The sequence below is a fragment of the Enterobacter cloacae complex sp. AR_0002 genome (genome assembly GCF_001922365.1).
GTDB lineage: Bacteria > Pseudomonadota > Gammaproteobacteria > Enterobacterales > Enterobacteriaceae > Enterobacter > Enterobacter hormaechei_C.
In genome coordinates this window covers 2,627,345-2,653,372 of the sequence record NZ_CP018814.1, presented here as the reverse complement: position 1 = coordinate 2,653,372, position 26,028 = coordinate 2,627,345, and the positions used below count along the sequence as shown (strand labels likewise).

General features: G+C 53.9%; 25 protein-coding genes. 23 read left to right on the top strand and 2 right to left on the bottom strand.

All coding sequences use genetic code 11. The features are described 5' to 3' along the window. The first annotated feature begins 140 nt into the window (after nt 1-140). From rpsB to tilS, 20 genes are all read left to right on the top strand, one after another. Nucleotides 141-866, top strand: coding sequence for a 30S ribosomal protein S2 (rpsB, locus tag AM329_RS13120; protein WP_003856207.1), 726 nt, complete (start codon nt 141-143; stop codon nt 864-866). Between the two features lie 117 nt (nt 867-983). Further along, nucleotides 984-1,835: a translation elongation factor Ts gene (gene tsf, locus AM329_RS13115; protein ID WP_003856196.1), complete on the top strand. Its 852-nt coding sequence runs from the start codon at nt 984-986 to the stop codon at nt 1,833-1,835. Between the two features lie 149 nt (nt 1,836-1,984). Continuing rightward, nucleotides 1,985-2,710: a UMP kinase gene (gene pyrH / locus AM329_RS13110; RefSeq protein ID WP_003856194.1), complete on the top strand. Its 726-nt coding sequence runs from the start codon at nt 1,985-1,987 to the stop codon at nt 2,708-2,710. A 167-nt stretch (nt 2,711-2,877) separates the two neighbouring features. Beyond that, a complete protein-coding gene (frr, locus tag AM329_RS13105; RefSeq protein ID WP_003856180.1) occupies nt 2,878-3,435 on the top strand; it encodes a ribosome recycling factor in 558 nt (185 codons plus the stop codon). Between the two features lie 92 nt (nt 3,436-3,527). After that, complete coding sequence (ispC, locus tag AM329_RS13100) at nt 3,528-4,727, top strand: 1-deoxy-D-xylulose-5-phosphate reductoisomerase (protein WP_032608544.1); 1,200 nt, start codon at nt 3,528-3,530, stop codon at nt 4,725-4,727. Between the two features lie 185 nt (nt 4,728-4,912). Then, nucleotides 4,913-5,671 carry a (2E,6E)-farnesyl-diphosphate-specific ditrans,polycis-undecaprenyl-diphosphate synthase gene (gene ispU, locus AM329_RS13095; RefSeq protein ID WP_003856176.1) on the top strand — a complete coding sequence of 253 codons (759 nt, stop codon included), beginning with the start codon at nt 4,913-4,915 and terminating at the stop codon, nt 5,669-5,671. Between the two features lie 12 nt (nt 5,672-5,683). Next, nucleotides 5,684-6,541 (top strand): phosphatidate cytidylyltransferase, encoded by an 858-nt coding sequence (cdsA, locus tag AM329_RS13090; protein WP_032608545.1) that lies wholly within the window; start codon nt 5,684-5,686, stop codon nt 6,539-6,541. An 11-nt stretch (nt 6,542-6,552) separates the two neighbouring features. Next, nucleotides 6,553-7,905 carry a sigma E protease regulator RseP gene (rseP, locus tag AM329_RS13085; protein WP_003856174.1) on the top strand — a complete coding sequence of 451 codons (1,353 nt, stop codon included), beginning with the start codon at nt 6,553-6,555 and terminating at the stop codon, nt 7,903-7,905. Between the two features lie 31 nt (nt 7,906-7,936). After that, the gene (gene bamA, locus AM329_RS13080; protein ID WP_003856172.1) at nt 7,937-10,354 is read left to right on the top strand and encodes an outer membrane protein assembly factor BamA; all 2,418 of its coding nucleotides are present in this window, start codon (nt 7,937-7,939) and stop codon (nt 10,352-10,354) included. Nucleotides 10,355-10,477: 123 nt separating this feature from the next. Then, nucleotides 10,478-10,972, top strand: coding sequence for a molecular chaperone Skp (gene skp, locus AM329_RS13075; RefSeq protein WP_003856169.1), 495 nt, complete (start codon nt 10,478-10,480; stop codon nt 10,970-10,972). Between the two features lie 3 nt (nt 10,973-10,975). After that, nucleotides 10,976-12,001, top strand: a complete 1,026-nt coding sequence (gene lpxD / locus AM329_RS13070; RefSeq protein ID WP_032608546.1) for a UDP-3-O-(3-hydroxymyristoyl)glucosamine N-acyltransferase — start codon at nt 10,976-10,978, stop codon at nt 11,999-12,001. Between the two features lie 104 nt (nt 12,002-12,105). Beyond that, nucleotides 12,106-12,561 carry a 3-hydroxyacyl-ACP dehydratase FabZ gene (gene fabZ, locus AM329_RS13065; RefSeq protein ID WP_003856165.1) on the top strand — a complete coding sequence of 152 codons (456 nt, stop codon included), beginning with the start codon at nt 12,106-12,108 and terminating at the stop codon, nt 12,559-12,561. A 3-nt stretch (nt 12,562-12,564) separates the two neighbouring features. After that, on the top strand, nt 12,565-13,353 hold the full coding sequence (lpxA, locus tag AM329_RS13060; RefSeq protein ID WP_003856164.1) for an acyl-ACP--UDP-N-acetylglucosamine O-acyltransferase: 789 nt from the start codon (nt 12,565-12,567) through the stop codon (nt 13,351-13,353). Further along, entirely contained in the window at nt 13,353-14,501 is a 1,149-nt protein-coding gene (gene lpxB / locus AM329_RS13055; protein ID WP_003856161.1) for a lipid-A-disaccharide synthase, read from the top strand. Before lpxA ends, lpxB begins: the two co-directional genes overlap by 1 nt. After that, nucleotides 14,498-15,094: a ribonuclease HII gene (gene rnhB, locus AM329_RS13050; protein WP_003856158.1), complete on the top strand. Its 597-nt coding sequence runs from the start codon at nt 14,498-14,500 to the stop codon at nt 15,092-15,094. The genes lpxB and rnhB overlap by 4 nt, the downstream gene beginning before the upstream one ends. 38 nt (nt 15,095-15,132) lie before the next feature. Continuing rightward, nucleotides 15,133-18,615, top strand: coding sequence for a DNA polymerase III subunit alpha (gene dnaE, locus AM329_RS13045; protein WP_032608549.1), 3,483 nt, complete (start codon nt 15,133-15,135; stop codon nt 18,613-18,615). A 12-nt stretch (nt 18,616-18,627) separates the two neighbouring features. Continuing rightward, nucleotides 18,628-19,587, top strand: a complete 960-nt coding sequence (gene accA, locus AM329_RS13040; RefSeq protein WP_003856154.1) for an acetyl-CoA carboxylase carboxyl transferase subunit alpha — start codon at nt 18,628-18,630, stop codon at nt 19,585-19,587. Nucleotides 19,588-19,687: 100 nt separating this feature from the next. Then, the gene (locus tag AM329_RS13035) at nt 19,688-21,820 is read left to right on the top strand and encodes a lysine decarboxylase LdcC (RefSeq protein ID WP_032608550.1); all 2,133 of its coding nucleotides are present in this window, start codon (nt 19,688-19,690) and stop codon (nt 21,818-21,820) included. 66 nt (nt 21,821-21,886) lie between these two features. Next, nucleotides 21,887-22,276, top strand: coding sequence for a VOC family protein (locus tag AM329_RS13030; RefSeq protein WP_003856151.1), 390 nt, complete (start codon nt 21,887-21,889; stop codon nt 22,274-22,276). Between the two features lie 58 nt (nt 22,277-22,334). Beyond that, nucleotides 22,335-23,621 carry a tRNA lysidine(34) synthetase TilS gene (gene tilS / locus AM329_RS13025; RefSeq protein ID WP_023324181.1) on the top strand — a complete coding sequence of 429 codons (1,287 nt, stop codon included), beginning with the start codon at nt 22,335-22,337 and terminating at the stop codon, nt 23,619-23,621. 26 nt (nt 23,622-23,647) lie between these two features. Here the strand turns inward: tilS and rof are convergent, their stop codons facing one another. Beyond that, nucleotides 23,648-23,908 carry a Rho-binding antiterminator gene (gene rof / locus AM329_RS13020; protein ID WP_003856148.1) on the bottom strand — a complete coding sequence of 87 codons (261 nt, stop codon included), beginning with the start codon at nt 23,906-23,908 and terminating at the stop codon, nt 23,648-23,650. After that, the gene (locus AM329_RS13015) at nt 23,895-24,095 is read right to left on the bottom strand and encodes a YaeP family protein (RefSeq protein WP_003856146.1); all 201 of its coding nucleotides are present in this window, start codon (nt 24,093-24,095) and stop codon (nt 23,895-23,897) included. The genes rof and AM329_RS13015 overlap by 14 nt, the downstream gene beginning before the upstream one ends. A gap of 195 nt (nt 24,096-24,290) precedes the next feature. On the opposite strand from AM329_RS13015, the gene AM329_RS13010 reads away from it, so the two are divergent. The 3 genes from AM329_RS13010 to nlpE are packed head-to-tail and all read left to right on the top strand — an operon-like array spanning nt 24,291 to nt 25,986. Next, nucleotides 24,291-24,836 (top strand): YaeQ family protein, encoded by a 546-nt coding sequence (locus tag AM329_RS13010; RefSeq protein ID WP_003856144.1) that lies wholly within the window; start codon nt 24,291-24,293, stop codon nt 24,834-24,836. Further along, entirely contained in the window at nt 24,833-25,249 is a 417-nt protein-coding gene (arfB, locus tag AM329_RS13005; RefSeq protein ID WP_032608551.1) for an alternative ribosome rescue aminoacyl-tRNA hydrolase ArfB, read from the top strand. The genes AM329_RS13010 and arfB overlap by 4 nt, the downstream gene beginning before the upstream one ends. A 38-nt stretch (nt 25,250-25,287) precedes the next feature. Then, nucleotides 25,288-25,986, top strand: coding sequence for an envelope stress response activation lipoprotein NlpE (gene nlpE, locus AM329_RS13000; RefSeq protein ID WP_032608552.1), 699 nt, complete (start codon nt 25,288-25,290; stop codon nt 25,984-25,986). Nucleotides 25,987-26,028: the final 42 nt, after the last annotated feature.

Below are 26,028 nucleotides of genomic sequence, written 5' to 3'. Positions count from 1 at the left end.
CACAGGCTGGACGGGAGCGACAAATCTCACTTTGTGTAACAACACACACGTATCGGCACATATTCCGGGGTGCCCTTCGGGGTCGGTAATATGGGATACGTGGAGGCATAACCCCAACTTTCAATATAGAGGTTTTAAACATGGCAACTGTTTCCATGCGCGACATGCTCAAGGCTGGTGTTCACTTCGGTCACCAGACCCGTTACTGGAACCCGAAAATGAAGCCTTTCATCTTCGGCGCACGTAACAAAGTTCACATCATCAACCTTGAGAAGACTGTACCAATGTTCAACGAAGCCCTGGCTGAGCTGAACAAGATCTCTTCCCGTAAAGGTAAGATTCTGTTCGTTGGTACTAAGCGCGCTGCAAGCGAAGCTGTGAAAGATGCTGCTAACAGCTGCGACCAGTTCTTCGTGAACCATCGCTGGTTGGGCGGCATGCTGACCAACTGGAAAACTGTTCGTCAGTCCATCAAGCGCCTGAAAGATCTGGAAACCCAGTCTCAGGACGGTACTTTCGATAAGCTGACTAAGAAAGAAGCGCTGATGCGCACTCGTGAACTGGACAAGCTGGAAAACAGCCTGGGCGGTATCAAAGATATGGGCGGCCTGCCAGACGCGCTGTTCGTAATCGATGCAGACCACGAGCACATCGCAATCAAAGAAGCTAACAACCTGGGTATCCCGGTATTCGCTATCGTTGATACCAACTCCGATCCGGACGGTGTTGACTTCGTTATCCCGGGTAACGACGACGCAATCCGTGCTGTTAGCCTGTACCTGAGCGCTGTAGCTGCTACCGTTCGTGAAGGCCGTTCCCAGGATCTGGCTTCTCAGGCGGAAGAAAGCTTCGTAGAAGCTGAATAATAAGGTTTTACCCCTTATTAGTACCGTGTATGAATAGGGGCCCATTATCGGCCCCTTTTTTCAATTTATACTGTTTGGCTCCCGGCCGGGCAGTTCACATCTCCCGAGGATTTAAGAATGGCTGAAATTACCGCATCCCTGGTAAAAGAGCTGCGTGAGCGTACTGGCGCAGGCATGATGGATTGCAAAAAAGCGCTGACCGAAGCGAACGGCGACATCGAGCTGGCAATCGAAAACATGCGTAAATCCGGTGCGATCAAAGCAGCTAAGAAAGCAGGCAACGTTGCTGCTGACGGCGTGATCATCACCAAAATCGACGGCAACTACGGCATCATTCTGGAAGTTAACTGCCAGACTGACTTCGTTGCTAAAGATGCTGGTTTCCAGGCATTTGCTAACAAAGTTCTGGACGCAGCGGTTGCAGGCAAAATCACTGACGTTGAAGTTCTGAAAGCACAGTTCGAAGAAGAGCGTGTTGCGCTGGTTGCTAAAATCGGTGAGAACATCAACATCCGTCGCGTTGCTTCCCTGGAAGGTGACGTTCTGGGCTCTTACCAGCACGGCGCGCGTATCGGTGTTCTGGTTGCGGCTAAAGGCGCTGACGAAGAGCTGGTTAAACAGCTGGCAATGCACATCGCTGCAAGCAAACCAGAATTCGTTAAGCCAGAAGACGTGTCTGCTGAAGTGGTAGAGAAAGAGTACCAGGTTCAGCTGGACATCGCGATGCAGTCTGGTAAGCCAAAAGAAATCGCAGAGAAAATGGTTGAAGGCCGCATGAAGAAATTCACCGGCGAAGTTTCTCTGACTGGCCAGCCTTTCGTAATGGATCCAAGCAAGTCTGTTGCTCAGCTGCTGAAAGAGCACAACGCTGATGTAACTGGCTTCATCCGCTTCGAAGTGGGCGAAGGCATCGAGAAAGTTGAGACTGACTTCGCAGCAGAAGTTGCTGCAATGTCCAAGCAGTCTTAATGATTGAAAAGGAGCCGCCTGAGGGCGGCTTCTTTTTGTCACCCGTCTCACGAAATCAGACAGGCTCCAGTATCGCTGTGCTGATTTGCGACATATCATGTCGCCAGAATTAACCCCATCTTAATCGTTGACAGTCTCAGGAAAGAAACATGGCTACCAATGCAAAACCCGTGTACAAACGCATTCTGCTTAAGCTGAGTGGCGAAGCGCTGCAAGGATCGGAAGGCTTCGGTATTGACGCAAGCATCCTTGATCGCATGGCACAGGAAATCAAAGAACTGGTCGAACTGGGTATTCAGGTTGGCGTGGTCATTGGCGGTGGCAACCTTTTCCGTGGTGCTGGTCTGGCGAAAGCGGGGATGAACCGCGTAGTGGGCGACCACATGGGTATGCTGGCAACCGTGATGAATGGCCTGGCGATGCGTGATGCGCTTCATCGCGCCTATGTGAACGCTCGCCTGATGTCCGCTATTCCTTTGAATGGCGTATGCGATAATTACAGCTGGGCAGAGGCCATCAGCCTGCTGCGCAACAACCGCGTGGTGATCCTCTCCGCCGGTACGGGTAACCCGTTCTTTACCACCGATTCCGCAGCCTGCCTGCGCGGTATCGAAATCGAAGCCGATGTGGTGCTGAAAGCGACCAAAGTAGATGGCGTGTTTACTGCCGACCCGGCAAAAGATCCTTCAGCGACCATGTACGATCAGCTGAGCTACAGCGAAGTGCTGGAAAAAGAACTAAAAGTGATGGATCTTGCCGCCTTTACGCTGGCTCGTGACCACAAACTGCCGATCCGTGTCTTCAATATGAACAAGCCTGGCGCGCTGCGTCGCGTTGTTATGGGCGAAAAAGAAGGCACTTTGATCACGGAATAATTTCCGTCGGCGATAAATACAGGTAAGATTCCGCTTTATTTCGACGTGGTATCTTACCCGGGCGCGCCTTTGGCGTTGTCATGAATTAAACGCGACTATACTTAGCACACCTGTAGCGCTGTGCTGGCGGATAGTCTGCCTGAGACAAGTTTTCAAGGATCCGTAACGTGATTAACGACATCAGAAAAGATGCTGAAGTACGCATGGACAAATGCGTAGAAGCGTTCAAAAACCAAATCAGCAAAATCCGTACTGGCCGAGCTTCCCCAAGCCTGCTGGATGGCATCATCGTAGAATACTACGGTACGCCTACGCCACTGCGTCAGCTGGCGAGCGTGACGGTAGAAGATACCCGTACCCTGAAAATCAACGTGTTCGATCGCTCAATGAGCCCGGCCGTTGAAAAAGCGATCATGGCATCTGACCTGGGTCTGAACCCAAGCTCAGCCGGCGCGGATATTCGCGTTCCACTGCCTCCGCTGACGGAAGAGCGTCGTAAAGACCTGATCAAAGTAGTTCGTGGTGAAGCTGAGCAGGGTCGTGTTTCCGTACGTAACGTGCGTCGCGATGCGAACGATAAAGTGAAAGCCCTGCTGAAAGAAAAAGAGATCAGCGAAGACGACGATCGTCGTTCTCAGGACGACATTCAGAAAATGACCGACGCGGCGATCAAGAAAATTGATGCGGCGCTGGCAGAAAAAGAAGCGGAACTGATGCAGTTCTGATTTTCGCTGTACACTGATAAACGCCGTTCAGAAGGACATTGAGTCTTGCTGGCGGCGTTTTGCTTTTATCTGATCTAACTTTTGGGCATCTCATGAAGCATCTCACTCTCCTCGGCTCGACCGGCTCTATCGGTTGCAGCACTCTCGACGTTGTACGTCATAATCCTGACAGCTACACCGTAGCCGCGCTTGTGGCCGGAAAAAACGTGCAGCGAATGGTCGAACAGTGCCTGGAGTTTACCCCCCGTTTTGCGGTGATGGATGATGAAGAGAGCGCCCGCCAGGTAAAAGCGCTGTTGCAGGAGAAGGGCTGCCGTACCGAGGTGCTCAGCGGGCAACAGGCGGCGTGCGATATGGCCGCGCTTGATGAAGTTGATCAGGTTATGGCGGCAATCGTCGGGGCGGCGGGTCTTCTGCCGACGCTTGCCGCGATCGATGCGGGAAAAGATGTCCTGCTTGCGAACAAAGAGTCGCTGGTCACCTGCGGACGCCTCTTTATGGACGCGGTAAAACAGCGTGGGGCACGTCTTTTGCCGGTCGATAGCGAGCACAACGCCATTTTTCAGAGTTTACCCCAACCTTTTCAACAAAACCTGGGGTACGCTGACCTGGAGCAGAATGGCGTTGTGTCGATTCTGCTTACCGGGTCTGGTGGCCCGTTCCGTGAAACGCCACTGTCTGAATTGAGCGCAATGACGCCGGATCAGGCATGTCGTCATCCGAACTGGTCAATGGGGCGTAAGATCTCCGTCGATTCGGCCACCATGATGAACAAAGGTCTGGAATACATTGAAGCTCGCTGGCTGTTCAATGCGTCGGCGAAACAGATGGAAGTGCTGATCCACCCGCAGTCGGTGATTCACTCGATGGTGCGCTATCAGGACGGCAGCGTGCTGGCCCAGCTGGGCGAACCGGATATGCGTACGCCAATTGCTCATACAATGGCGTGGCCAAACCGCGTAAAATCGGGCGTTAAGGCTCTCGATTTTTGCAAGCTGAGTTCACTGACGTTTAGCGAGCCTGATTACGACCGTTATCCCTGTCTGAAACTGGCGATGACGGCCTTCGATCAGGGGCAGGCGGCGACAACGGCGCTTAATGCAGCCAATGAAGTGACCGTTGAAGCATTCCTGAACCAGCAGATCCGCTTTACTGATATCGCCGCGTTGAATTTATCCGTGCTGGAGATGATGGATTTGCGTGAGCCGCAGAGCGTGGAAGAGGTGCTGGCCGTGGATGAACAGGCACGCATTGTTGCGCGTAAACAGGTGACACGTCTCGCAAGCTGGTGATAAAGCAAGCACTAGTCGTCGTGCTATTTGTTAGCGTTGGGCTTCAGTGATATAGTCTGCGCCACCTGATCGCAGGTATTTGGCTTTAAGTGGTCAGGTAAGCCGTGGTTTGACACGGCTTTTTTATGTATAGGCTTCAGTATTCCTGTGTACCGTTAAATCCTTTCAGGGACTAAAAACGCGTTATGTTGTCTGCGAATCAACCAATAAGCGAAAACTTGCCAGCACATGGCTGTCGCCATGTTGCAATCATCATGGATGGCAATGGCCGCTGGGCGAAAAGACAAGGGAAGATACGAGCCTTTGGGCATAAAGCTGGGGCGAAATCTGTTCGCCGCGCCGTTTCTTTTGCCGCCAATAACGGCATTGATGCGTTAACGCTCTATGCTTTTAGCAGTGAGAACTGGAATCGACCTGCGCAGGAAGTGACTGCGTTGATGGAACTGTTCGTGTGGGCGCTCGATAGCGAAGTAAAAAGCCTGCACCGCCACAACGTCCGCTTGCGTATTATTGGCGAAACCAGTCGTTTTAACTCACGTTTGCAGGAACGGATTCGCAAAGCAGAAGCGCTGACGGAAAATAATACCGGCCTGACGCTCAATATCGCGGCGAATTACGGCGGACGCTGGGATATTATCCAGGGGGTTCGGCATCTGGCTGAGCAGGTTCAGGAAGGGCTGTTAAGACCCGACCAGATTGATGAAGAGGCGCTGAGTCAGCAAATCTGCATGAATGAACTGGCACCCGTGGATTTGGTTATAAGGACAGGGGGGGAGCATCGCATTAGTAACTTTTTGCTGTGGCAAATTGCCTACGCCGAACTTTACTTTACGGATGTTCTTTGGCCAGATTTTGATGAACAAGACTTTGAAGGTGCGCTGCATGCCTTTGCCAATCGAGAGCGTCGTTTCGGCGGCACCGAGCCTGGTGGCGATAACGCCTGATGGGGGTAGCTTTTGCTGAAGTATCGCCTGATTTCCGCTTTTGTATTAATACCCGTCGTCATCGCAGCGCTGTTTTTACTGCCTCCGGTGGGATTCGCTATTGTTACGCTGGTGGTGTGTATGCTCGCCGCGTGGGAATGGGGGCAGCTTAGCGGCTTTACCTCGCGCACTCAGCGGGTATGGCTGGCGGTACTCTGTGGTTTTTTACTGGCCCTGATGCTGTATACCTTGCCTGAATATCATCACGATGTTCACCAGCCGCTGGTTGCCGGATCCTTATGGATATCGCTGGCCTGGTGGATTGCTGCGCTTGTTTTAGTGCTTTTCTATCCAGGCTCTGCGACGATCTGGCGTAACTCTAAAGTGTTGCGCCTTATTTTTGGTCTGCTCACGATTGTTCCCTTTTTCTGGGGGATGGTTGCGCTGCGCGCCTGGCACTATGACGAAAACCACTACAGCGGCGCGATATGGCTGCTTTATGTGATGATTCTCGTCTGGGGGGCTGACTCCGGGGCCTATATGTTTGGTAAACTGTTCGGCAAACATAAACTGGCGCCAAAGGTTTCTCCGGGCAAAACCTGGCAAGGCTTCATTGGCGGCCTGTTTACGGCAGCGATTATCTCCTGGGGCTATGGCGTCTGGGCGAATCTTGAGGTTGCCCCCTCCACGCTGCTGGTATGTTCGATTTTCGCGGCGCTGGCATCGGTGCTGGGTGATTTAACCGAGAGTATGTTTAAGCGTGAAGCAGGGATTAAGGACAGTGGTCACCTGATTCCAGGACATGGCGGAATACTGGATCGCATTGACAGCCTTACCGCGGCTGTTCCTGTATTTGCTTGCCTGCTTTTACTGGTGTTTGGGACGATATAACGGAAGGTTTTATGCTGAGCATTCTCTGGAATCTGGCGGCGTTCATTGTTGCACTGGGTGTACTGATTACCGTGCATGAATTTGGCCATTTCTGGGTTGCCCGGCGCTGTGGTGTGCGGGTGGAGCGATTCTCGATTGGCTTTGGCAAATCGCTCTGGAAGCGTACCGATAAGCATGGCACCGAGTTTGTCATTGCTCTGATTCCCCTGGGCGGCTATGTCAAAATGCTCGACGAACGCGTTGAGCCTGTCGCCCCGGAACTTCGCCATCGCGCGTTTAACAATAAAACTGTTGGACAACGTGCTGCCATCATCGCTGCCGGCCCGGTAGCCAATTTCATCTTCGCTATCTTCGCCTACTGGCTGGTGTTTATCATCGGCGTGCCTGGCGTGCGCCCGGTCGTGGGCGAAATCACCACGGGTTCTATTGCGGCAACGGCGCAAATTACACCGGGAATGGAACTTAAAGCGATTGATGGTATCGAAACCCCTGATTGGGATGCCGTGAGGTTACAACTGGTTGCCAAAATCGGTGATGAGCAGACAACCGTCAGCGTATCGCCATTTGGTTCCGACCAGCGGCAGGAAAAAGTGCTGGATTTACGCCACTGGCGCTTTGAGCCAGACAAAGAGGACCCTGTCGCCGCACTCGGGATTCGACCGCGCGGCGCGCAGATCGAGCCGGTATTAGCCGAAGTACAGGCCAAATCGGCAGCGAGTAAAGCAGGTTTACAAGCGGGTGACAGGATCGTTAAAGTCGATGGTCAGCCATTAACACAATGGATGACCTTTGTTACTCTGGTGCGCGATAATCCAGGCAAGCCGCTCGCGCTGGAAGTGGAAAGGCAGGGGAGTTCGCTCTCACTGACTCTCACCCCGGATACCAAATCGGGCGGCGGTAAGGCGGAAGGGTTTGCCGGCGTTGTGCCGAAAGTGATCCCACTGCCAGATGAGTATAAGACAATACGCCAGTATGGGCCGTTTAGCGCCATCGTTGAGGCCACGGATAAAACATGGCAGCTGATGAAGCTTACGGTCAACATGTTGGGGAAATTGATAACCGGTGATGTGAAACTGAACAACCTCAGTGGGCCAATTTCGATTGCTCAGGGGGCTGGGATGTCAGCGGAGTTCGGGGTGATTTACTATCTCATGTTCCTTGCGCTGATTAGCGTGAACCTGGGGATAATCAACCTGTTCCCGCTTCCCGTACTAGATGGGGGCCATTTGCTGTTTTTAGCGATTGAAAAGCTAAAAGGCGGACCGGTATCCGAGCGAGTTCAAGACTTTAGTTATCGCATTGGCTCGATTTTGCTGGTGCTGTTAATGGGGCTTGCACTTTTCAATGATTTCTCTCGGTTGTAAGAGAGTTAGTTAGGAAGAACGCATAATAACGATGGCGATGAAAAAGTTGCTCATAGCGTCGCTGCTGTTTAGCAGCGCGACCGTATACGGTGCTGACGGGTTCGTAGTGAAAGATATTCATTTCGAAGGCCTTCAGCGTGTCGCCGTTGGTGCGGCCCTCCTCAGTATGCCTGTGCGCCCCGGCGATACGGTTAATGATGAAGATATCAGTAACACCATCCGTGCTCTGTTTGCCACTGGCAACTTTGAGGACGTCCGCGTCCTGCGCGATGGTGATACGCTGGTGGTTCAGGTAAAAGAACGTCCAACGATTGCCAGCATCACTTTCTCCGGCAACAAGTCGGTGAAAGATGACATGCTCAAGCAGAACCTTGAGGCATCGGGTGTTCGTGTGGGGGAATCTCTGGACCGCACAACCCTTGCAGACATTGAAAAAGGTCTGGAAGATTTCTATTACAGCGTCGGTAAATACAGCGCGAGCGTTAAAGCGGTTGTTACACCGCTGCCACGTAACCGTGTCGACCTGAAACTGGTCTTCCAGGAAGGTGTTTCTGCGAAGATCCAGCAGATCAACATCGTGGGTAACCACGCGTTCAGCACCGACGAACTGATCTCCAACTTCCAGCTGCGTGACGAAGTGCCGTGGTGGAACGTGGTGGGCGATCGTAAATACCAGAAACAGAAACTGGCGGGTGACCTTGAAACCCTGCGCAGCTACTATCTGGATCGCGGTTACGCCCGTTTCAACATCGATTCAACTCAGGTGAGTCTGACTCCGGACAAGAAAGGTATCTACATTACCGTTAACATCACTGAAGGCGATAAGTACACGCTTTCAGGTGTTGAAGTCAGCGGCAACCTGGCAGGACATTCAGCTGAAATTGAATCTCTGACCAAAATTCAGCCGGGCGATCTGTACAGCGGATCTAAAGTCACCAAAATGGAAGACAGCATTAAGAAGCTGCTCGGCCGTTATGGTTATGCGTATCCGCGTGTGCAAACGCAGCCGGAAATTAACGACACGGATAAAACCGTTAAGCTGCACGTTAACGTTGATGCGGGCAACCGTTTCTATGTGCGTAAGATCCGCTTCGAAGGTAACGATACCTCTAAAGACTCCGTTCTGCGCCGTGAAATGCGCCAGATGGAAGGGGCATGGCTGGGAAGCGATCTGGTAGACCAGGGTAAAGAGCGTCTGAACCGTCTGGGCTATTTCGAAACGGTCGATACCGATACTCAGCGTGTACCAGGTCGTCCGGATCAGGTTGATGTTGTTTATAAAGTTAAAGAACGTAATACCGGTAGCTTCAACTTCGGTATTGGTTACGGTACTGAAAGTGGCGTGAGCTTCCAGGTCGGTGTTCAGCAGGATAACTGGCTGGGTACGGGCTACTCTGTCGGTATCAACGGGACGAAAAACGACTACCAGACCTACTCTGAGTTCTCTGTTACCAACCCATACTTCACCGTTGACGGTGTAAGCCTGGGCGGTCGTATCTTCTATAACGACTTTAAAGCGGATGACGCGGACCTCTCCTCGTATACCAACAAGAGTTACGGTCTGGATGGTACGCTCGGCTTCCCGGTTAACGAATACAACACCCTGCGCGCAGGTTTAGGGTACGTGCATAACGACCTGTCCAACATGCAACCGCAGGTGGCGATGTGGCGTTACCTGGACTCCATCGGTCAGTCGGCGAGTACGTCCAGCGATGACAACGGTTTCGCCGCGGATGACTTCACCTTCAACTACGGTTGGACCTACAACCGTCTTGACCGTGGCTACTTCCCGACGGAAGGTTCACGTGTCAACCTGAACGGTAAAGTGACTATCCCGGGCTCGGATAACGAGTTCTACAAGGTCACGCTGGATACGGCGTCCTACTTCCCAATTGATGAAGATCACAAGTGGGTTGTTCTGGGTCGTACCCGTTGGGGTTATGGTGACGGTATTGGAAGCAAAGAACTGCCGTTCTATGAAAACTTCTACGCCGGTGGTTCAAGCACCGTGCGTGGCTTCCAGTCCAATAACATTGGTCCGAAAGCGGTTTATTACGGCGGTAATGACGAAGATAACTGCGCAAGCCGTGATCCTAAGCAAGTATGTAGCTCTGATGACGCAGTAGGTGGTAACGCTATGGCCGTGGCGAGCCTCGAGTTCATCACGCCTACGCCGTTTATCAGCGACAAGTACGCAAACTCTGTCCGCACCTCCTTCTTTATGGATGCAGGTACAGTGTGGGACACCAACTGGGAGAACACCGCCCAGATGCGTGCGGCGGGGGTCCCGGACTACAGCGATCCGAGCAACATTCGCATGTCCGCAGGTATCGCATTACAATGGATGTCACCGCTGGGGCCGTTGGTCTTCTCTTACGCCCAGCCGTTTAAGAAATACGATGGAGACAAAGCGGAGCAGTTCCAGTTTAACATTGGTAAAACCTGGTAATAATCCGCTGCAATGGAATGCGTTGGCAGTGTAGCGCTGACAACCGGCGATCGGTAAAACGATCGCCTTGCCACGCAAAGAACGGTACCCCTCGGGTGCCAATGGGATGGTAAGGAGTTAATTGTGAAAAAGTGGTTATTAGCTGCAGGTCTCGGTTTAGCGATGGCAACTTCTGCTCAGGCAGCGGATAAAATTGCAATCGTCAACATGGGTAATTTGTTCCAGCAGGTTGCACAGAAAACCGGTGTTTCTGCAACGCTGGAAAACGAATTCAAAGGCCGTGCGAGCGAACTGCAACGTATGGAAGGTGATCTTCAGTCCAAGATGCAGCGTCTTCAGCGTGATGGTTCTACCATGAAAGCGAGCGAGCGCAGCAAACTGGAAAAAGACGTCATGTCTCAGCGCCAGACCTTCTCTCAGAAAGCACAGGCTTTCGAGCAGGATCGTCAGCGTCGTTCTAACGAAGAGCGTGGCAAACTGGTGACGCGTATTCAGTCTGCCGTTAAAGCAGTCGCAGCCGATCAGAGCATCGATCTGGTTGTTGATTCGAACGCCGTTGCATTCAACAGCAGCGATGTTAAAGACATCACAGCTGATGTTCTGAAACAGGTTAAATAAGTAATGCCTTCAATTCGACTGGCTGATTTAGCTCAGCAGTTGGATGCAGAATTACACGGTGATGGCGATATCGTCATCACCGCTGTTGCGTCCATGCAATCTGCTAAAGCAGGCACTATTACCTTCATGGTAAGCCCTAAGTACCGTGAACACCTGGCCCAGTGCCAGGCGTCTGCCGTTGTTCTGACGCAGGACGATCTTCCGTTTGCCACTAGCGCTGCACTGGTAGTGAAAAATCCCTACCTGACCTATGCGCGCATGGCCCAAATTCTTGATACCACGCCGCAGCCGGCACAGAACATTGCAGCCAGTGCTGCGATTGATCCGACGGCTCAGCTGGGTAACAACGTATCAGTCGGCGCAAACGCCGTTATCGAATCCGGCGTCGTGCTGGGTGATAACGTGGTGATTGGCCCAGGCTGCTTTGTTGGAAAAAATACGAAAATTGGCGCAGGGACTCGTCTGTGGGCCAATGTCTCTGTCTACCATGAGGTTGAGGTTGGCGAGAATTGTCTCGTACAGTCCAGCACGGTGATTGGTTCTGACGGATTTGGTTACGCTAACGATCGGGGTAACTGGGTTAAGATCCCTCAGCTGGGTCGCGTGATTATCGGCGATCGTGTGGAGATCGGCGCTTGCACCACCATCGACCGCGGTGCGCTTGACGACACCATTATTGGTAACGGTGTTATCATAGACAACCAGTGCCAGATTGCACATAACGTTGTGATTGGCGACAATACCGCAGTGGCGGGTGGTGTTATCATGGCAGGCAGCCTGAAAATTGGCCGTTACTGCATGATTGGCGGTGCCAGCGTGATCAATGGCCATATGGAAATATGCGACAAAGTCACGGTGACGGGGATGGGCATGGTGATGCGTCCAATCACTGAGCCTGGCGTTTATTCCTCCGGTATTCCGCTGCAACCGAACAAGGTCTGGCGTAAAACAGCTGCACTGGTGATGAATATTGATGATATGAGCAAGCGACTCAAAGCGATTGAGCGCAAAATCGATCAACAAGACTAAGCGTTCATCCGTTTAACGCTAAATTTCCCGGCCTGTCGGCTTTGTTTATAAACCGGCAGGCCGTGTTATTATTGCTACTTAGTACATTTGACAGGAAGAGTATTTTGACTACTGACACTCATACTCTGCATATTGAAGAGATTTTAGAACTTCTGCCGCACCGCTATCCGTTTTTACTGGTAGACCGTGTGCTGGATTTTGAAGAAGGTCGTTTTCTGCGCGCAGTGAAAAATGTCTCCGTTAACGAGCCGTTCTTCCAGGGGCACTTCCCTGGTAAGCCTATCTTCCCGGGGGTATTGATCCTGGAAGCGATGGCACAGGCTACCGGTATTCTGGCGTTTAAAAGCGTAGGTAAACTGGAACCGGGTGAACTCTATTACTTCGCGGGTATCGATGAAGCGCGCTTCAAGCGTCCGGTCGTGCCTGGTGATCAAATGATCATGGAAGTCACTTTTGAAAAAACGCGTCGCGGCCTGACTCGCTTCAAAGGCGTAGCTATGGTTGACGGCAAAGTTGTTTGCGAAGCGACAATGATGTGTGCGCGTAGCCGGGAGGCCTGATACGTGATTGATAAATCCGCCTTTATTCATCCTACCGCCATTGTGGAAACGGGTGCCATCATTGGTGCCAATGTCCACATCGGCCCGTTTTGTATTGTTGGACCCCATGTCGAAATTGGTGAGGGTACAGTACTGAAATCTCACGTTGTCGTGAATGGTCATACCACCATTGGCTGCAACAATGAGATCTATCAGTTCGCCTCCATCGGCGAAGTTAACCAGGATCTCAAGTATGCTGGCGAACCGACCCGCGTGGAAATCGGCGATCGTAACCGCATTCGCGAAAGCGTCACCATTCATCGTGGTACAACGCAAGGCGGTGGATTGACGAAGGTGGGCAGCGACAACCTGTTTATGGTTAATGCGCACATTGCGCACGACTGTACCGTGGGGAGCCGCTGTATTCTCGCCAACAACGCAACGCTGGCGGGACACGTATCGGTCGATGATTTCGCCATTATTGGCGGCATGACCGCAGTCCATCAGTTCTGCATCATTGGTGCACACGTGATGGTCGGCGGATGCTCCGGTGTGGCGCAGGACGTCCCACCGTTTGTGATTGCGCAGGGCAACCATGCCACGCCGTTTGGCGTGAACATTGAAGGTCTCAAGCGTCGTGGCTTCAGCCGCGAAGCGATTACCGCGATCCGCAACGCGTACAAATTGCTGTACCGTAGCGGTAAAACGCTGGAAGAGGCTAAGCCGGAAATTGCCGAGCTGGCGAATAAGCACCCTGAAGTGAAAACGTTCATGGAATTCTTTGAACGTTCAACCCGTGGTCTGATTCGTTAATGGTCGACAGTCGTCCGCTTACCATCGCCCTGGTCGCCGGAGAAACCTCCGGCGATATTCTTGGTGCAGGTCTTATCCGCGCGCTTAAAGCCCGTGTACCCAATGCCCGCTTTGTGGGCGTGGCTGGGCCGCTAATGCAGGCCGAAGGCTGCGAAGCCTGGTATGAAATGGAAGAGCTGGCTGTGATGGGCATCGTCGAGGTGCTGGGCCGCTTGCGTCGCCTGCTGCATATCCGCGCCGACCTTACCCGCCGCTTTACCGACCTCAAGCCCGATGTATTTGTCGGCATTGATGCGCCTGATTTCAATATTACCCTTGAAGGGAACCTGAAAAAGCAGGGGATCAAAACGATCCATTACGTCAGCCCATCCGTGTGGGCGTGGCGACAGAAACGCGTTTTCAAAATCGGACGGTCCACCAATCTGGTGCTGGCTTTTCTGCCTTTCGAAAAAGCGTTTTACGACAGATTTAATGTCCCGTGCCGTTTTATCGGTCATACCATGGCGGATGCCATGCCACTGGATCCGGATAAAAACGCGGCGCGTGACGAACTGGGCATCCCGCATGATGTGCATTGTCTGGCGCTGCTGCCAGGAAGCCGGGGTGCGGAAGTTGAAATGCTCAGTGCCGATTTCCTGAAAACGGCGCAAATTCTTCGCAAGACTTACCCCGATCTTGAAGTGGTCGTGCCGCTGGTGAATGCCAAACGCCGGGAGCAGTTTGAGCGTATCAAAGCCGACGTCGCCCCGGATCTTCACGTCCGCTTGCTGGACGGAAAAGGGCGGCAAGCCATGTTTGCGAGCGATGCCGCACTGCTGGCTTCCGGCACGGCTGCGCTGGAGTGTATGCTGGCAAAATGCCCAATGGTGGTCGGTTATCGCATGAAGCCGTTTACCTTCTGGCTGGCAAAACGTCTGGTAAAAACAGATTACGTATCTCTGCCAAACCTGCTTGCGGGTCGCGAGCTGGTGAAAGAGCTCTTGCAGGATGAATGTCAGCCGCAGGCGCTGGCAGATGCGCTGCTGCCGCTGCTGGCCAACGGTAAAACCAGCCACCAGATGCATGATACCTTCCGTGAACTGCATCAACTGATCCGCTGTAATGCTGATGAGCAGGCGGCCGATGCGGTGCTGGAGTTAGCACAATGATGGAATTTATTTATCCCCATACCCACCTCGTTGCCGGTGTGGATGAAGTCGGTCGTGGCCCGTTAGTGGGTGCCGTTGTGACCGCGGCGGTGATCCTCGATCCAGCACGCCCGATCGTTGGCCTGAACGACTCGAAAAAACTGAGCGAAAAGCGTCGTTTAGCGCTGTTCGATGAAATTAAAGAGAAAGCGCTGGCCTGGAGTCTCGGGCGCGCAGAACCGCATGAGATTGACGATCTAAACATTCTGCACGCTACCATGCTGGCGATGCAGCGTGCCGTTGCGGGCCTGAAGATTGTGCCTGAGTATGTACTGATCGACGGTAACCGTTGCCCGGCGCTGCCGATGCCTTCCATGGCTGTTGTTAAAGGCGATAGCCGCGTCGCAGAAATCAGTGCGGCGTCAATCATTGCCAAAGTGACGCGCGATGCTGAAATGGCCGCGCTGGACCTCACTTATCCCGCGTATGGTTTCGCCCAACACAAGGGATATCCAACGGCTTTCCATCTGGAAAAGCTGGCTGAACATGGCGCAACTGAACATCATCGGCGCAGCTTTGGCCCGGTGAAACGCGCGCTGGGACTGGTGTCCTGAATCAAGACGCAAGCAATTAAGTAACGCGGGATTTGAAGATGGCTGAACCACGTTTCGTACACCTGCGGGTGCATAGCGACTACTCCATGATCGATGGGCTGGCAAAGACCGGGCCGCTGGTAAAAAAGGCGGCCTCGCTTGGCATGCCTGCGCTGGCGATCACCGATTTTACCAACCTGTGTGGCCTGGTGAAGTTCTACGGAACGGCGCATGGCGCAGGATTAAAGCCCATCGTCGGTGCGGATTTTCATGTGCAGAGCGACCTGCTCGTCGATGAGATGACGCAAATTTCCGTGTTAGCCATGAATAACACGGGCTATCAGAACCTCACTCTGCTGATCTCAAAAGCCTACCAGCGCGGCTACGGCGCACTGGGCCCATGGATTGACCGCGACTGGCTGGCAGAGCTGAACGAAGGTTTGCTGCTGATCTCCGGTGGTCGTATGGGGGATGTCGGCAAATGTCTGCTGCGCGGTAACAACGCGCTGGTGGATCAGTGCGTCTCGTTCTACGAAGAGTATTTCCCGGATCGCTATTACCTGGAGCTGATCCGTACCGGGCGTGCGGACGAAGAGAGCTATCTGCATGCGGCCGTCGCCCTGGCGGAAGCGCGTGGCCTGCCTGTAGTGGCCACCAACGATGTGCGCTTCCTTGAGGCGGGCGATTTTGACGCGCATGAAATTCGCGTCGCTATCCACGACGGCTTCACCCTCGACGATCCGAAACGCCCGCGCAACTACTCATCGCAGCAGTACATGCGCAGCGAAGAGGAGATGTGTGAGCTTTTCTCGGACATCCCGGAAGCGCTGGAAAACAGCGTAGAGATTGCCAAGCGCTGTAACGTCACCGTGCGTCTCGGCGAATACTTCCTGCCGCAGTTCCCGACGGGCGACATGACCACCGAAGATTTCCTGGTCATGAAATCGAAAGAGGGTCTGGAAGAGCGTCTGGAATTCCTTTTCCCGGATGAAGCGGTCCGTAAAGAGAAGCGTCCTGAATATGACGAGCGCCTGGATATTGAACTCCAGGTGATCAACCAGATGGGGTTCCCTGGCTACTTCCTGATCGTGATGGAGTTCATCCAGTGGTCGAAGGATAACGGCGTGCCGGTAGGCCCGGGCCGTGGTTCCGGTGCCGGCTCGCTGGTGGCGTACGCACTGAAAATCACCGACCTCGATCCGCTGGAATTCGACCTGCTGTTCGAACGTTTCCTCAACCCGGAACGTGTCTCCATGCCCGACTTTGACGTCGACTTCTGCATGGAAAAACGCGACCAGGTGATTGAGCACGTGGCCGATATGTACGGTCGTGATGCGGTTTCACAGATCATTACCTTCGGGACGATGGCGGCGAAAGCGGTTATCCGCGACGTGGGCCGCGTTCTGGGCCACCCGTACGGTTTTGTCGATCGTATCTCTAAGCTGGTCCCGCCCGATCCGGGCATGACCCTGGCGAAAGCCTTTGAAGCCGAACCTCAGCTGCCGGAAATCTACGAAGCCGACGAAGAGGTGAAAGCGCTGATCGACATGGCGCGCAAGCTGGAAGGCGTCACGCGTAACGCCGGTAAGCATGCGGGGGGCGTGGTTATCGCCCCGACCAAAATCACCGACTTCGCGCCGCTGTACTGCGATGAAGCGGGCCAGCATCCGGTCACCCAGTTCGACAAGAACGACGTGGAATACGCCGGGCTGGTGAAGTTTGACTTCCTCGGCCTGCGTACGCTGACCATCATCAACTGGGCGCTGGAGATGATCAACGCCCGTCGCGAGAAGAACGGCGAACCGCCGCTGGATATCGCGGCTATCCCGCTTGATGACAAGAAAAGTTTCGACATGCTGCAACGCTCGGAGACGACAGCCGTCTTCCAGCTTGAATCCCGCGGCATGAAAGATTTGATTAAGCGTCTGCAACCCGACTGCTTCGAAGATATGATCGCGCTGGTGGCCCTGTTCCGTCCGGGGCCGTTGCAGTCGGGGATGGTGGATAACTTTATCGACCGTAAGCACGGGCGCGAAGAAATTTCCTACCCGGACGTTCAGTGGCAGCATGAAAGCCTGAAACCGGTACTGGAGCCAACCTATGGCATCATCCTGTATCAGGAACAGGTGATGCAGATCGCCCAGGTACTTTCGGGTTATACCCTTGGCGGCGCAGACATGCTGCGTCGTGCGATGGGTAAGAAAAAGCCTGAAGAGATGGCCAAGCAGCGCTCCATCTTTGAAGATGGAGCGAAGAAAAACGGCATCGATGGCGAACTGGCGATGAAAATCTTCGACCTGGTGGAGAAATTCGCCGGGTACGGATTTAACAAATCTCACTCCGCCGCCTATGCTTTGGTTTCGTATCAGACGCTGTGGCTGAAAGCTCACTATCCCGCTGAGTTTATGGCAGCGGTAATGACTGCCGATATGGACAACACCGAGAAGGTGGTTGGCCTGGTGGACGAGTGCTGGCGCATGGGGCTGAAGATCCTGCCGCCGGATATTAACTCGGGCCTGTATCATTTTCACGTTAACGATGACGGGGAAATCGTCTATGGGATCGGCGCGATCAAGGGCGTGGGTGAGGGTCCGATCGAGGCGATCATTGAAGCGCGTAACAACGGCGGCTACTTCCGTGAGCTGTTCGATCTGTGCGCCCGTACCGATACCAAAAAACTGAACCGCCGCGTGCTGGAAAAACTGATCATGTCCGGCGCGTTTGACCGTCTGGGGCCACACCGCGCCGCGCTGATGAACTCGCTCGGCGATGCGCTGAAGGCGGCCGATCAGCATGCGAAAGCGGAAGCCATTGGCCAGGCGGATATGTTCGGCGTGCTGGCGGAAGAGCCAGAGCAGATCGAGCAGTCCTATTCCAACTGCCAGCCGTGGCCAGAACAGGTAGTGCTGGATGGAGAGCGGGAAACGTTAGGTCTGTACCTGACGGGGCACCCGATCAACCAGTATCTTAAAGAAATTGAGCGCTATGTCGGCGGCCACAGGCTTAAAGACATGCATCCGACAGAACGTGGTAAAATCACCACGGCTGCGGGGCTCGTGATTGCTGCAAGGGTAATGGTCACCAAGCGCGGCAATCGTATCGGCATCTGTACCCTGGATGACCGTTCCGGGCGTCTGGAGGTGATGTTGTTCACCGACGCGCTGGATAAATACCAGCAATTGCTGGAAAAAGACCGCATACTTATCGTCAGCGGACAGGTCAGCTTTGATGACTTCAGCGGGGGGCTTAAAATGACCGCCCGCGAAGTGATGGACATTGACGAAGCCCGGGAAAAATATGCTCGCGGGCTTGCTATCTCGCTGACGGACAGGCAAATTGATGACCAGCTTTTAAACCGACTCCGTCAGTCTCTGGAACCCCACCGCTCGGGGACCATTCCAGTACATCTCTACTATCAGAGGGCGGATGCACGCGCGCGGTTGCGCTTTGGTGCAACGTGGCGTGTCTCTCCGAGCGATCGTTTACTGAACGATCTCCGTGGCCTCATTGGTTCGGAGCAGGTGGAACTGGAGTTTGACTAATACAGGAATACTATGAGTCTGAATTTCCTTGATTTCGAACAGCCGATTGCAGAGCTGGAAGCGAAAATCGATTCTCTGACAGCCGTGAGCCGTCAGGATGAAAAACTGGATATTAACATCGACGAAGAAGTGCATCGTCTGCGCGAAAAAAGCGTAGAACTGACGCGCAAAATCTTTGCCGATCTCGGCGCATGGCAGATCGCCCAGCTGGCGCGACATCCACAGCGTCCGTACACCCTGGATTATGTCCGCCTGGCGTTTGACGAATTTGACGAACTGGCAGGCGACCGCGCATACGCTGACGATAAAGCTATCGTCGGCGGTATCGCGCGTCTGGATGGACGTCCGGTGATGATCATTGGTCATCAGAAAGGCCGTGAAACCAAAGAGAAAATCCGTCGTAACTTCGGTATGCCAGCACCAGAAGGCTACCGTAAGGCCCTGCGTCTGATGGAGATGGCTGAGCGTTTCAATATGCCTATCATCACCTTCATCGACACGCCGGGTGCTTACCCGGGTGTTGGCGCTGAAGAGCGCGGTCAGTCTGAAGCCATCGCACGCAACCTGCGCGAGATGTCTCGCCTGAAAGTGCCGGTTATCTGTACCGTTATCGGTGAAGGTGGGTCCGGCGGTGCGCTGGCAATTGGCGTGGGCGATAAAGTGAATATGCTACAGTACAGTACCTATTCCGTTATCTCTCCGGAAGGCTGTGCCTCCATCCTGTGGAAAAGTGCCGATAAAGCGCCGCTGGCTGCTGAAGCGATGGGCATCATTGCCCCACGTCTGAAAGAGCTGAAGCTGATCGACACCGTTATCCCTGAACCGCTGGGTGGCGCGCATCGTAAGCCGGAAGTGATGGCTGCTTCCCTGAAAGCGCAGCTGCTGGCAGACCTGGCGGACCTGGACGTGCTGAGCACAGAAGATCTGCTCAACCGTCGTTATCAGCGTCTGATGACCTACGGTTACGCGTAAGCCTCACAATTATCCTAAAAGCCGCACATTGTTGCGGCTTTTTTTATACCTGCCGTTTACCTTAACTATGCTTATCTGATGTTTTTCAAGGAGGTAAACCATGAACATCATTGCCATCATGGGGCCACACGGCGTCTTTTATAAAGACGAACCCATCAAGGAGCTGGAGCAAGCCCTTAAAGCACGCGGATACCAGCTGATCTGGCCGCAAAACAGCGCCGACCTGCTGAAATTTATCGAACACAATCCGCGCATCTGTGGCGTGATATTCGACTGGGACGAATACGACATGGAGTTGTGCAGCGATATCAATAAGCTCAACGAATATCTTCCGCTGTACGCGTTTATCAACACTCACTCGACCATGGACGTGAGTGCGCACGATATGCGTATGGCGCTGTGGTTCTTCGAATACTCACTCGGCGTTGCCGAGGACATTGCGACCCGCATTCAGCAGTACACCGGTGAATACCTCGATAACATCACACCGCCGTTTACGCGCGCATTGTTCACCTATGTGAAAGAAGGGAAGTACACCTTCTGTACGCCAGGCCATATGGCGGGAACGGCCTATCAAAAAAGCCCGGTGGGATGCCTGTTCTACGATTTCTTCGGCGGTAACACGCTGAAGGCGGACGTGTCGATTTCGGTCACCGAGTTAGGCTCTCTGCTGGATCATACCGGCCCGCATCTGGAAGCTGAAGAATACATCGCCCGGACCTTTGGCGCCGAGCAAAGCTACATGGTGACCAACGGTACCTCAACCTCGAACAAAATCGTCGGGATGTATGCCGCGCCTGCCGGCAGTACGCTGTTGATTGACCGAAACTGCCATAAATCACTGGCGCATTTGCTGATGATGAGCGATGTGGTGCCGCTCTGGCTGTCGCCTACGCGTAATGCGCTGGGTATTCTCGGCGGCATTCCTCGCCGTGAGTTCGCGCATGAAGCCATTGAGAATAAGATCGCGGCTATCCCCGAGGCAAGCTGGCCTGTGCATGCGGTGATCACCAACTCCACCTATGACGGGCTGCTTTACAACACGAACTGGATCAAGCAGACGCTGGACGTGCCGTCGATTCACTTTGACTCCGCGTGGGTGCCTTACACTAATTTCCACCCGATTTACTCGGGTAAAAGTGGGATGAGCGGCGAGCGGGTGCCGGGCAAGGTGTTCTTCGAAACGCAGTCGACGCACAAAATGCTGGCCGCGTTTTCCCAGGCGTCTCTCATTCACATCAAGGGTGAGTACGACGAGGACACCTTCAACGAAGCTTTCATGATGCACACGACCACGTCGCCAAGCTACCCGCTGGTGGCGTCCATCGAAACGGCGGCGGCGATGCTGCGCGGTAATCCGGGTAAACGCCTGATCAATCGTTCGGTGGAGCGGGCGTTGCATTTCCGAAAAGAGGTTCAGCGACTTAAAGATGAAGCGGACGGCTGGTTCTTTGATATCTGGCAGCCGGAAGAGATTGATGAGGCAGAATGCTGGCCCGTCGCGCCGGGGGAGAGCTGGCACGGTTTTCGGGATGCTGATGCGGACCACATGTTCCTCGATCCGGTTAAGGTGACAATCCTGACGCCGGGCATGGATGAGCAGGGTGTGATGGGTGAGGAAGGGATCCCGGCAGCGCTGGTGGCGAAGTTCCTTGATGAGCGCGGCGTGGTGGTGGAGAAAACCGGCCCCTATAATCTGCTGTTCCTGTTCAGCATCGGGATCGATAAAACCCGCGCGATGGGGCTGCTCAGGGGACTGATGGAGTTTAAGCGCGCATACGATCTGAACCTGCGGGTGAAGAACATGCTGCCGGATCTCTACGCGGAAGATCCTGACTTCTACCGCAATATGCGTATTCAGGATCTGGCCCAGGGGATTCACAGGCTGATCCGCCAGCACGATCTGCCGCGCCTGATGTTGCAAGCATTTGATGTTCTGCCTGAAATGAAGCTGACGCCGCACAGGGCGTGGCAGCGCCAGGTGAAAGGGGAGGTTGAAACCGTTGAGCTGGAGAACCTGGTCGGGCGGGTATCGGCCAACATGATCCTGCCTTATCCGCCAGGCGTGCCGCTGCTGATGCCGGGTGAAATGATCACCGAGGAGAGCCGGGCGGTGCTCGATTTCCTGCTGATGCTCTGTTGGGTGGGGCGCCACTATCCCGGCTTTGAAACGGATATTCATGGCGCGAAACGCGACGATAACGGCGTGTACTGGGTGAGAGTCCTAAAATAAAAGGGGCCGCTTGCCAGGGGCGGGTTGTCGGTTGTAACGTTCAGGGCATCATAAAAAGGAGAAACTATGCTGGGTTTAAAAGCGGTTCATCATATTGCGATCATTGCCACCGATTATGCGAAAAGTAAGGCATTCTACTGCGACGTTCTCGGCTTTACGCTGTTGAGCGAGGCCTACCGTGAGGAGCGCGACTCCTGGAAAGGCGATCTGGCGTTAAACGGTCAATATGTGATTGAGCTGTTCTCTTTTCCTTTCCCGCCAGCGCGTCCTTCACGCCCGGAAGCCTGCGGCCTGCGCCACCTGGCCTTCAGCGTCGATGACCTGGACAGCGCGGTAAAACATCTGGAAGCCCACGGCGTGGCCTGCGAAGCGATTCGTGTCGATCCCTTTACCGATAAACGTTTCACTTTTTTCAACGATCCGGACGGCCTGCCGCTGGAGCTTTATCAGCAGTAATCGCCGTCATGTGTGATAATGCCCGTTCAGTTCGGGCATTTTTTATGTGTAATTTCCTATGACCTTACCCGCTATCGCGCACGCCGTTTCACCCTACCGCCAGCTGCTGGTGGGGTTCAGCGGTGGCCTGGATTCCACCGTTTTGCTGCACCGCCTTAAGCTCTGGCGCGACCGTGAGCCTGACGTCCAGCTGCGGGCGATGCATATCCATCACGGCTTAAGCCCCCATGCCGACGACTGGGTGGCGCACTGCGAAGCGGTGTGCTCAGGGTGGGAGATCCCGCTGATCGTTGAACGCGTCACGCTTGAGGATGAGGGGCTGGGTATTGAGGCGCAGGCGCGGAAAGCCCGCTACGCCGCGTTTTCTGGCGCATTACAGCCTGGAGAAGCGTTGGTCACCGCGCAGCATCTGGACGACCAGTGCGAGACGTTTTTACTGGCGCTCAAGCGGGGCAGCGGGCCTGCGGGTTTATCCGCCATGCCTGAGCGCGCTGATTTTGCTGAAACAGAGCTCATCCGCCCGCTGCTGGGTGAGACGCGCGCATCACTGGAAGCCTGGGCGCAGCAGCATCATCTGTGCTGGATTGAAGACGACAGCAATCAGGACGACAGTTACGACCGTAACTTCCTGCGCCTGCGCGTCTTACCGCTGCTGAGTGAGCGCTGGGCGCATTTTTCCGAAGCGGCGGCCAGAAGCGCCATGCTGTGTGCTGAACAGGAAAGCTTGCTGGATGAGTTGCTGAGCGGGGAGCTGAATACACTGATTACCGCTGACGGTGCCCTGAACGTTGCGCCGTTGAAGGTGATGAGCCCCGTGCGTCGGGCTGCTCTGATTCGCCGCTGGCTGGCTTACCACCGTGCGGTTATGCCGTCCCGGGCGATGCTCAACCGTATCTGGGAGGAAGTTGCACAGGCGAGGGAAGATGCCGCACCATGTATACACCTGAATGGTTATGACGTCAGGCGTTATAAAGGGCAACTCTGGTGGGTAAAATCTGTGCCGTCGCTGGCTGACGTTGTGCTCGACTGGCCGTCGCCGGAAAAAGCATTAACGCTACCGATGAATGCCGGTGTCGTTGCGTTAAGTCATTCGGGCAATGTGCGTCTACCTGAGCCGGACGAGAACGTTACCATACGCTTCAGGGCCAGCGGCATGCTGCATATCGTCGGTCGTAACGGCGGGCGTAAGCTGAAGAAAATCTGGCAGGAACAGAACGTTCCGCCCTGGCGACGTGATACCACGCCGCTTCTGTTTTACGGCGACACGCTCATCGCGGCGGCAGGGGTGTTCATCACTGAAGAGGGGTGGGCTGAAGCGGGTGTTAATTTTGAATGGAAAGCGTAACGGGCAGCCTGGCTGCCCGTTGGTTATCAGGATTCGCTCACCACGACGGTGCCGATTTCCGGATGGCTGAAACTGGCAATTTTGTCGAGGCGTAGCTCACGCGTTGCACCTGCATCTTCCACAACCAGGTATTCCACATTTTTACGGGAAACCAGATCGCTGGCCTTTGCCTTTAGCACTTCGCCATCTTTTAGCTCCAGCGTCAGTATTAAATGATGCTGGCAGGCGAGTTCGAGGTTGTCATAGTCATCACAATTGATGGGTTGATAAGTATCATTCATCGACATAATCGCTCACCAGTAAATTCGCCGCAGCATACGCTGCTTTTTCCCTGACCGATTCAGAAAGGCTCTCATCAGAGGCCACTTCATTTAGCACGTTCAATACACAGCCCAACGCATCCGGAATGTACCCCAGATCTCCGCTGGCGATCTCCGCATACCGTCTGCGAATCAACTCACAATAATTATTCACATCACCTCCTGCCAGCGTACTGACTTACTGTGAGATATCATTAAGCCTACGAAGTTAAACTCGGTTTAGCAAGGTGACTATACCATACTCATTTAAGCAATATCAGCGCCTTGATAAGAGTTAGCCACCACCTCGTAACAGCCTTTTGCCGCGGTTTTCGCTACAATGTACGCCTGATTCGAAAGGAGTTCTCTCATGGCGCTGAAAGCGACTATTTATAAAGCTGTGGTCAATGTGGCGGATCTTGACCGTAACCAGTTTCTGGATGCGTCATTGACGCTTGCGCGTCACCCTTCTGAAACCCAGGAGCGCATGATGCTGCGCCTGCTGGCGTGGATTAAGTATGCCGACGAGCGTCTGCAATTTACCCGTGGTTTAAGCGCGGAAGATGAACCGGAAGCCTGGCTGCGCAACGATCATCTGGGTATCGATTTATGGATTGAGCTTGGCCTGCCGGATGAACGCCGGATCAAAAAGGCCTGCACCCAGTCTGCTGAAGTGGCGTTGTTTGCCTACAACCAGCGCGCGGCGGAGATCTGGTGGCAACAAAATAAAAATAAATGTGCGCAGTTCAAAAATCTTACCGTCTGGTATCTGGATGATGAACAGCTGGCGCAGCTGAGTGCGTTCGCCAGCCGGACGATGGCGCTACAGGCAACAATTCAGGACGGTGCCATCTGGCTTTCCGATTCTCAGAATAATCTGGAAATTCATCTCACGGCCTGGCAGCCCGCATCATGATTGTATTGTCCCGAAATGTCAGCATCCCTGATAACGAGCTGGAGATCACCGCTATCCGGGCCCAGGGCGCAGGGGGGCAGCACGTTAACAAGGCCTCAACGGCTATCCATTTGCGCTTTGACATTCGGGCCTCCAGCCTGCCAGAGTATTATAAAGAAAGCCTGCTTGCCGCCAGCCATCACCTGATCACCAGCGAGGGTGTGATAGTGATTAAAGCGCAGGAGTTTCGCAGCCAGGAGCTTAACCGGGAAGCGGCAATTGCCCGGCTGGTCGCGGTCATCAAAGAGCTGACGGCTGTACAAAAAAGTCGCCGGGCAACACGTCCAACGCGGGCATCGAAAGAACGTCGGTTGTCATCGAAGGCGCAGAAATCCACCGTAAAATCACTGCGTGGCAAAGTCCGTCACCCATAATGTGACGAAAGGGATACCCTTTTCATAAGGAAAGTATTGTGAAAAAAGCATTATTATCAGCGCTGGCCGTGACAAGCCTGTTTGCGCTTTTTGGCTGTAATAACCGTTCGGAAACGCAGGTACTACAGCCAACGCAAAATGAAGAATTAAAGCCGATGCAGCAAAGCTGGCGCGGCGTATTACCGTGTGCAGATTGCGAGGGCATCGAAACCTCTCTGTTCCTGCAAAAAGATGGCACCTGGGTCATGAACCAGCGTTACCAGGGGGCGAAAGAACCGTCTTCTTTTGCATCTTACGGAACATGGGCGCGTACGGCTGAGAAGCTGGTATTGACGGATACCACGGGCGATAAAACCTTCTTCCGCGCCAAAGGCGAGGGGATGGAGATGCTCGATCGCGAAGGCAATCCGATTGAATCCCAGTTCAACTACACGTTGGCCCCGGTGAAAGCGACCCTGCCAGCCACCCCAATGGCGATGCGAGGAATGTATTTCTACATGGCGGATGCGGCGATCTTCACTGACTGTGCAACCGGGAAGAAAGTCAGCGTGGCGAACAATGCCCAGCTGGAGCGAGACTATGCCGTCGCGCGCGGCAACGACAGTAAGCCAGTGTTGCTGACGGTTGAAGGGCATTTTACGCTGGAGCCAAACCCGGATAGCGGCGAGCTGGTGAAAACGCTGGTGGCTGATAAAGACGCGAAGTTTGCTACGGGGAAAGACTGCGAAAGCAAATAAGATATAGCCATTAAAAAACCCCGCACTGGCGGGGTTTTTTGT

Coding starts and splice junctions, on each gene's coding strand:
- AM329_RS13035 (WP_032608550.1), top strand. CDS start 19,688: ATGAACATCATTGCCATCATGGGGCCACACGGCGTCTTTTATAAAGAC.
- accA (WP_003856154.1), top strand. CDS start 18,628: ATGAGTCTGAATTTCCTTGATTTCGAACAGCCGATTGCAGAGCTGGAA.
- bamA (WP_003856172.1), top strand. CDS start 7,937: ATGGCGATGAAAAAGTTGCTCATAGCGTCGCTGCTGTTTAGCAGCGCG.
- lpxB (WP_003856161.1), top strand. CDS start 13,353: ATGGTCGACAGTCGTCCGCTTACCATCGCCCTGGTCGCCGGAGAAACC.
- rseP (WP_003856174.1), top strand. CDS start 6,553: ATGCTGAGCATTCTCTGGAATCTGGCGGCGTTCATTGTTGCACTGGGT.
- lpxD (WP_032608546.1), top strand. CDS start 10,976: ATGCCTTCAATTCGACTGGCTGATTTAGCTCAGCAGTTGGATGCAGAA.
- tilS (WP_023324181.1), top strand. CDS start 22,335: ATGACCTTACCCGCTATCGCGCACGCCGTTTCACCCTACCGCCAGCTG.
- dnaE (WP_032608549.1), top strand. CDS start 15,133: ATGGCTGAACCACGTTTCGTACACCTGCGGGTGCATAGCGACTACTCC.
- pyrH (WP_003856194.1), top strand. CDS start 1,985: ATGGCTACCAATGCAAAACCCGTGTACAAACGCATTCTGCTTAAGCTG.
- rnhB (WP_003856158.1), top strand. CDS start 14,498: ATGATGGAATTTATTTATCCCCATACCCACCTCGTTGCCGGTGTGGAT.
- tsf (WP_003856196.1), top strand. CDS start 984: ATGGCTGAAATTACCGCATCCCTGGTAAAAGAGCTGCGTGAGCGTACT.
- AM329_RS13030 (WP_003856151.1), top strand. CDS start 21,887: ATGCTGGGTTTAAAAGCGGTTCATCATATTGCGATCATTGCCACCGAT.
- rof (WP_003856148.1), bottom strand. CDS start 23,908: ATGTCGATGAATGATACTTATCAACCCATCAATTGTGATGACTATGAC.
- ispU (WP_003856176.1), top strand. CDS start 4,913: ATGTTGTCTGCGAATCAACCAATAAGCGAAAACTTGCCAGCACATGGC.
- ispC (WP_032608544.1), top strand. CDS start 3,528: ATGAAGCATCTCACTCTCCTCGGCTCGACCGGCTCTATCGGTTGCAGC.
- rpsB (WP_003856207.1), top strand. CDS start 141: ATGGCAACTGTTTCCATGCGCGACATGCTCAAGGCTGGTGTTCACTTC.
- arfB (WP_032608551.1), top strand. CDS start 24,833: ATGATTGTATTGTCCCGAAATGTCAGCATCCCTGATAACGAGCTGGAG.
- AM329_RS13010 (WP_003856144.1), top strand. CDS start 24,291: ATGGCGCTGAAAGCGACTATTTATAAAGCTGTGGTCAATGTGGCGGAT.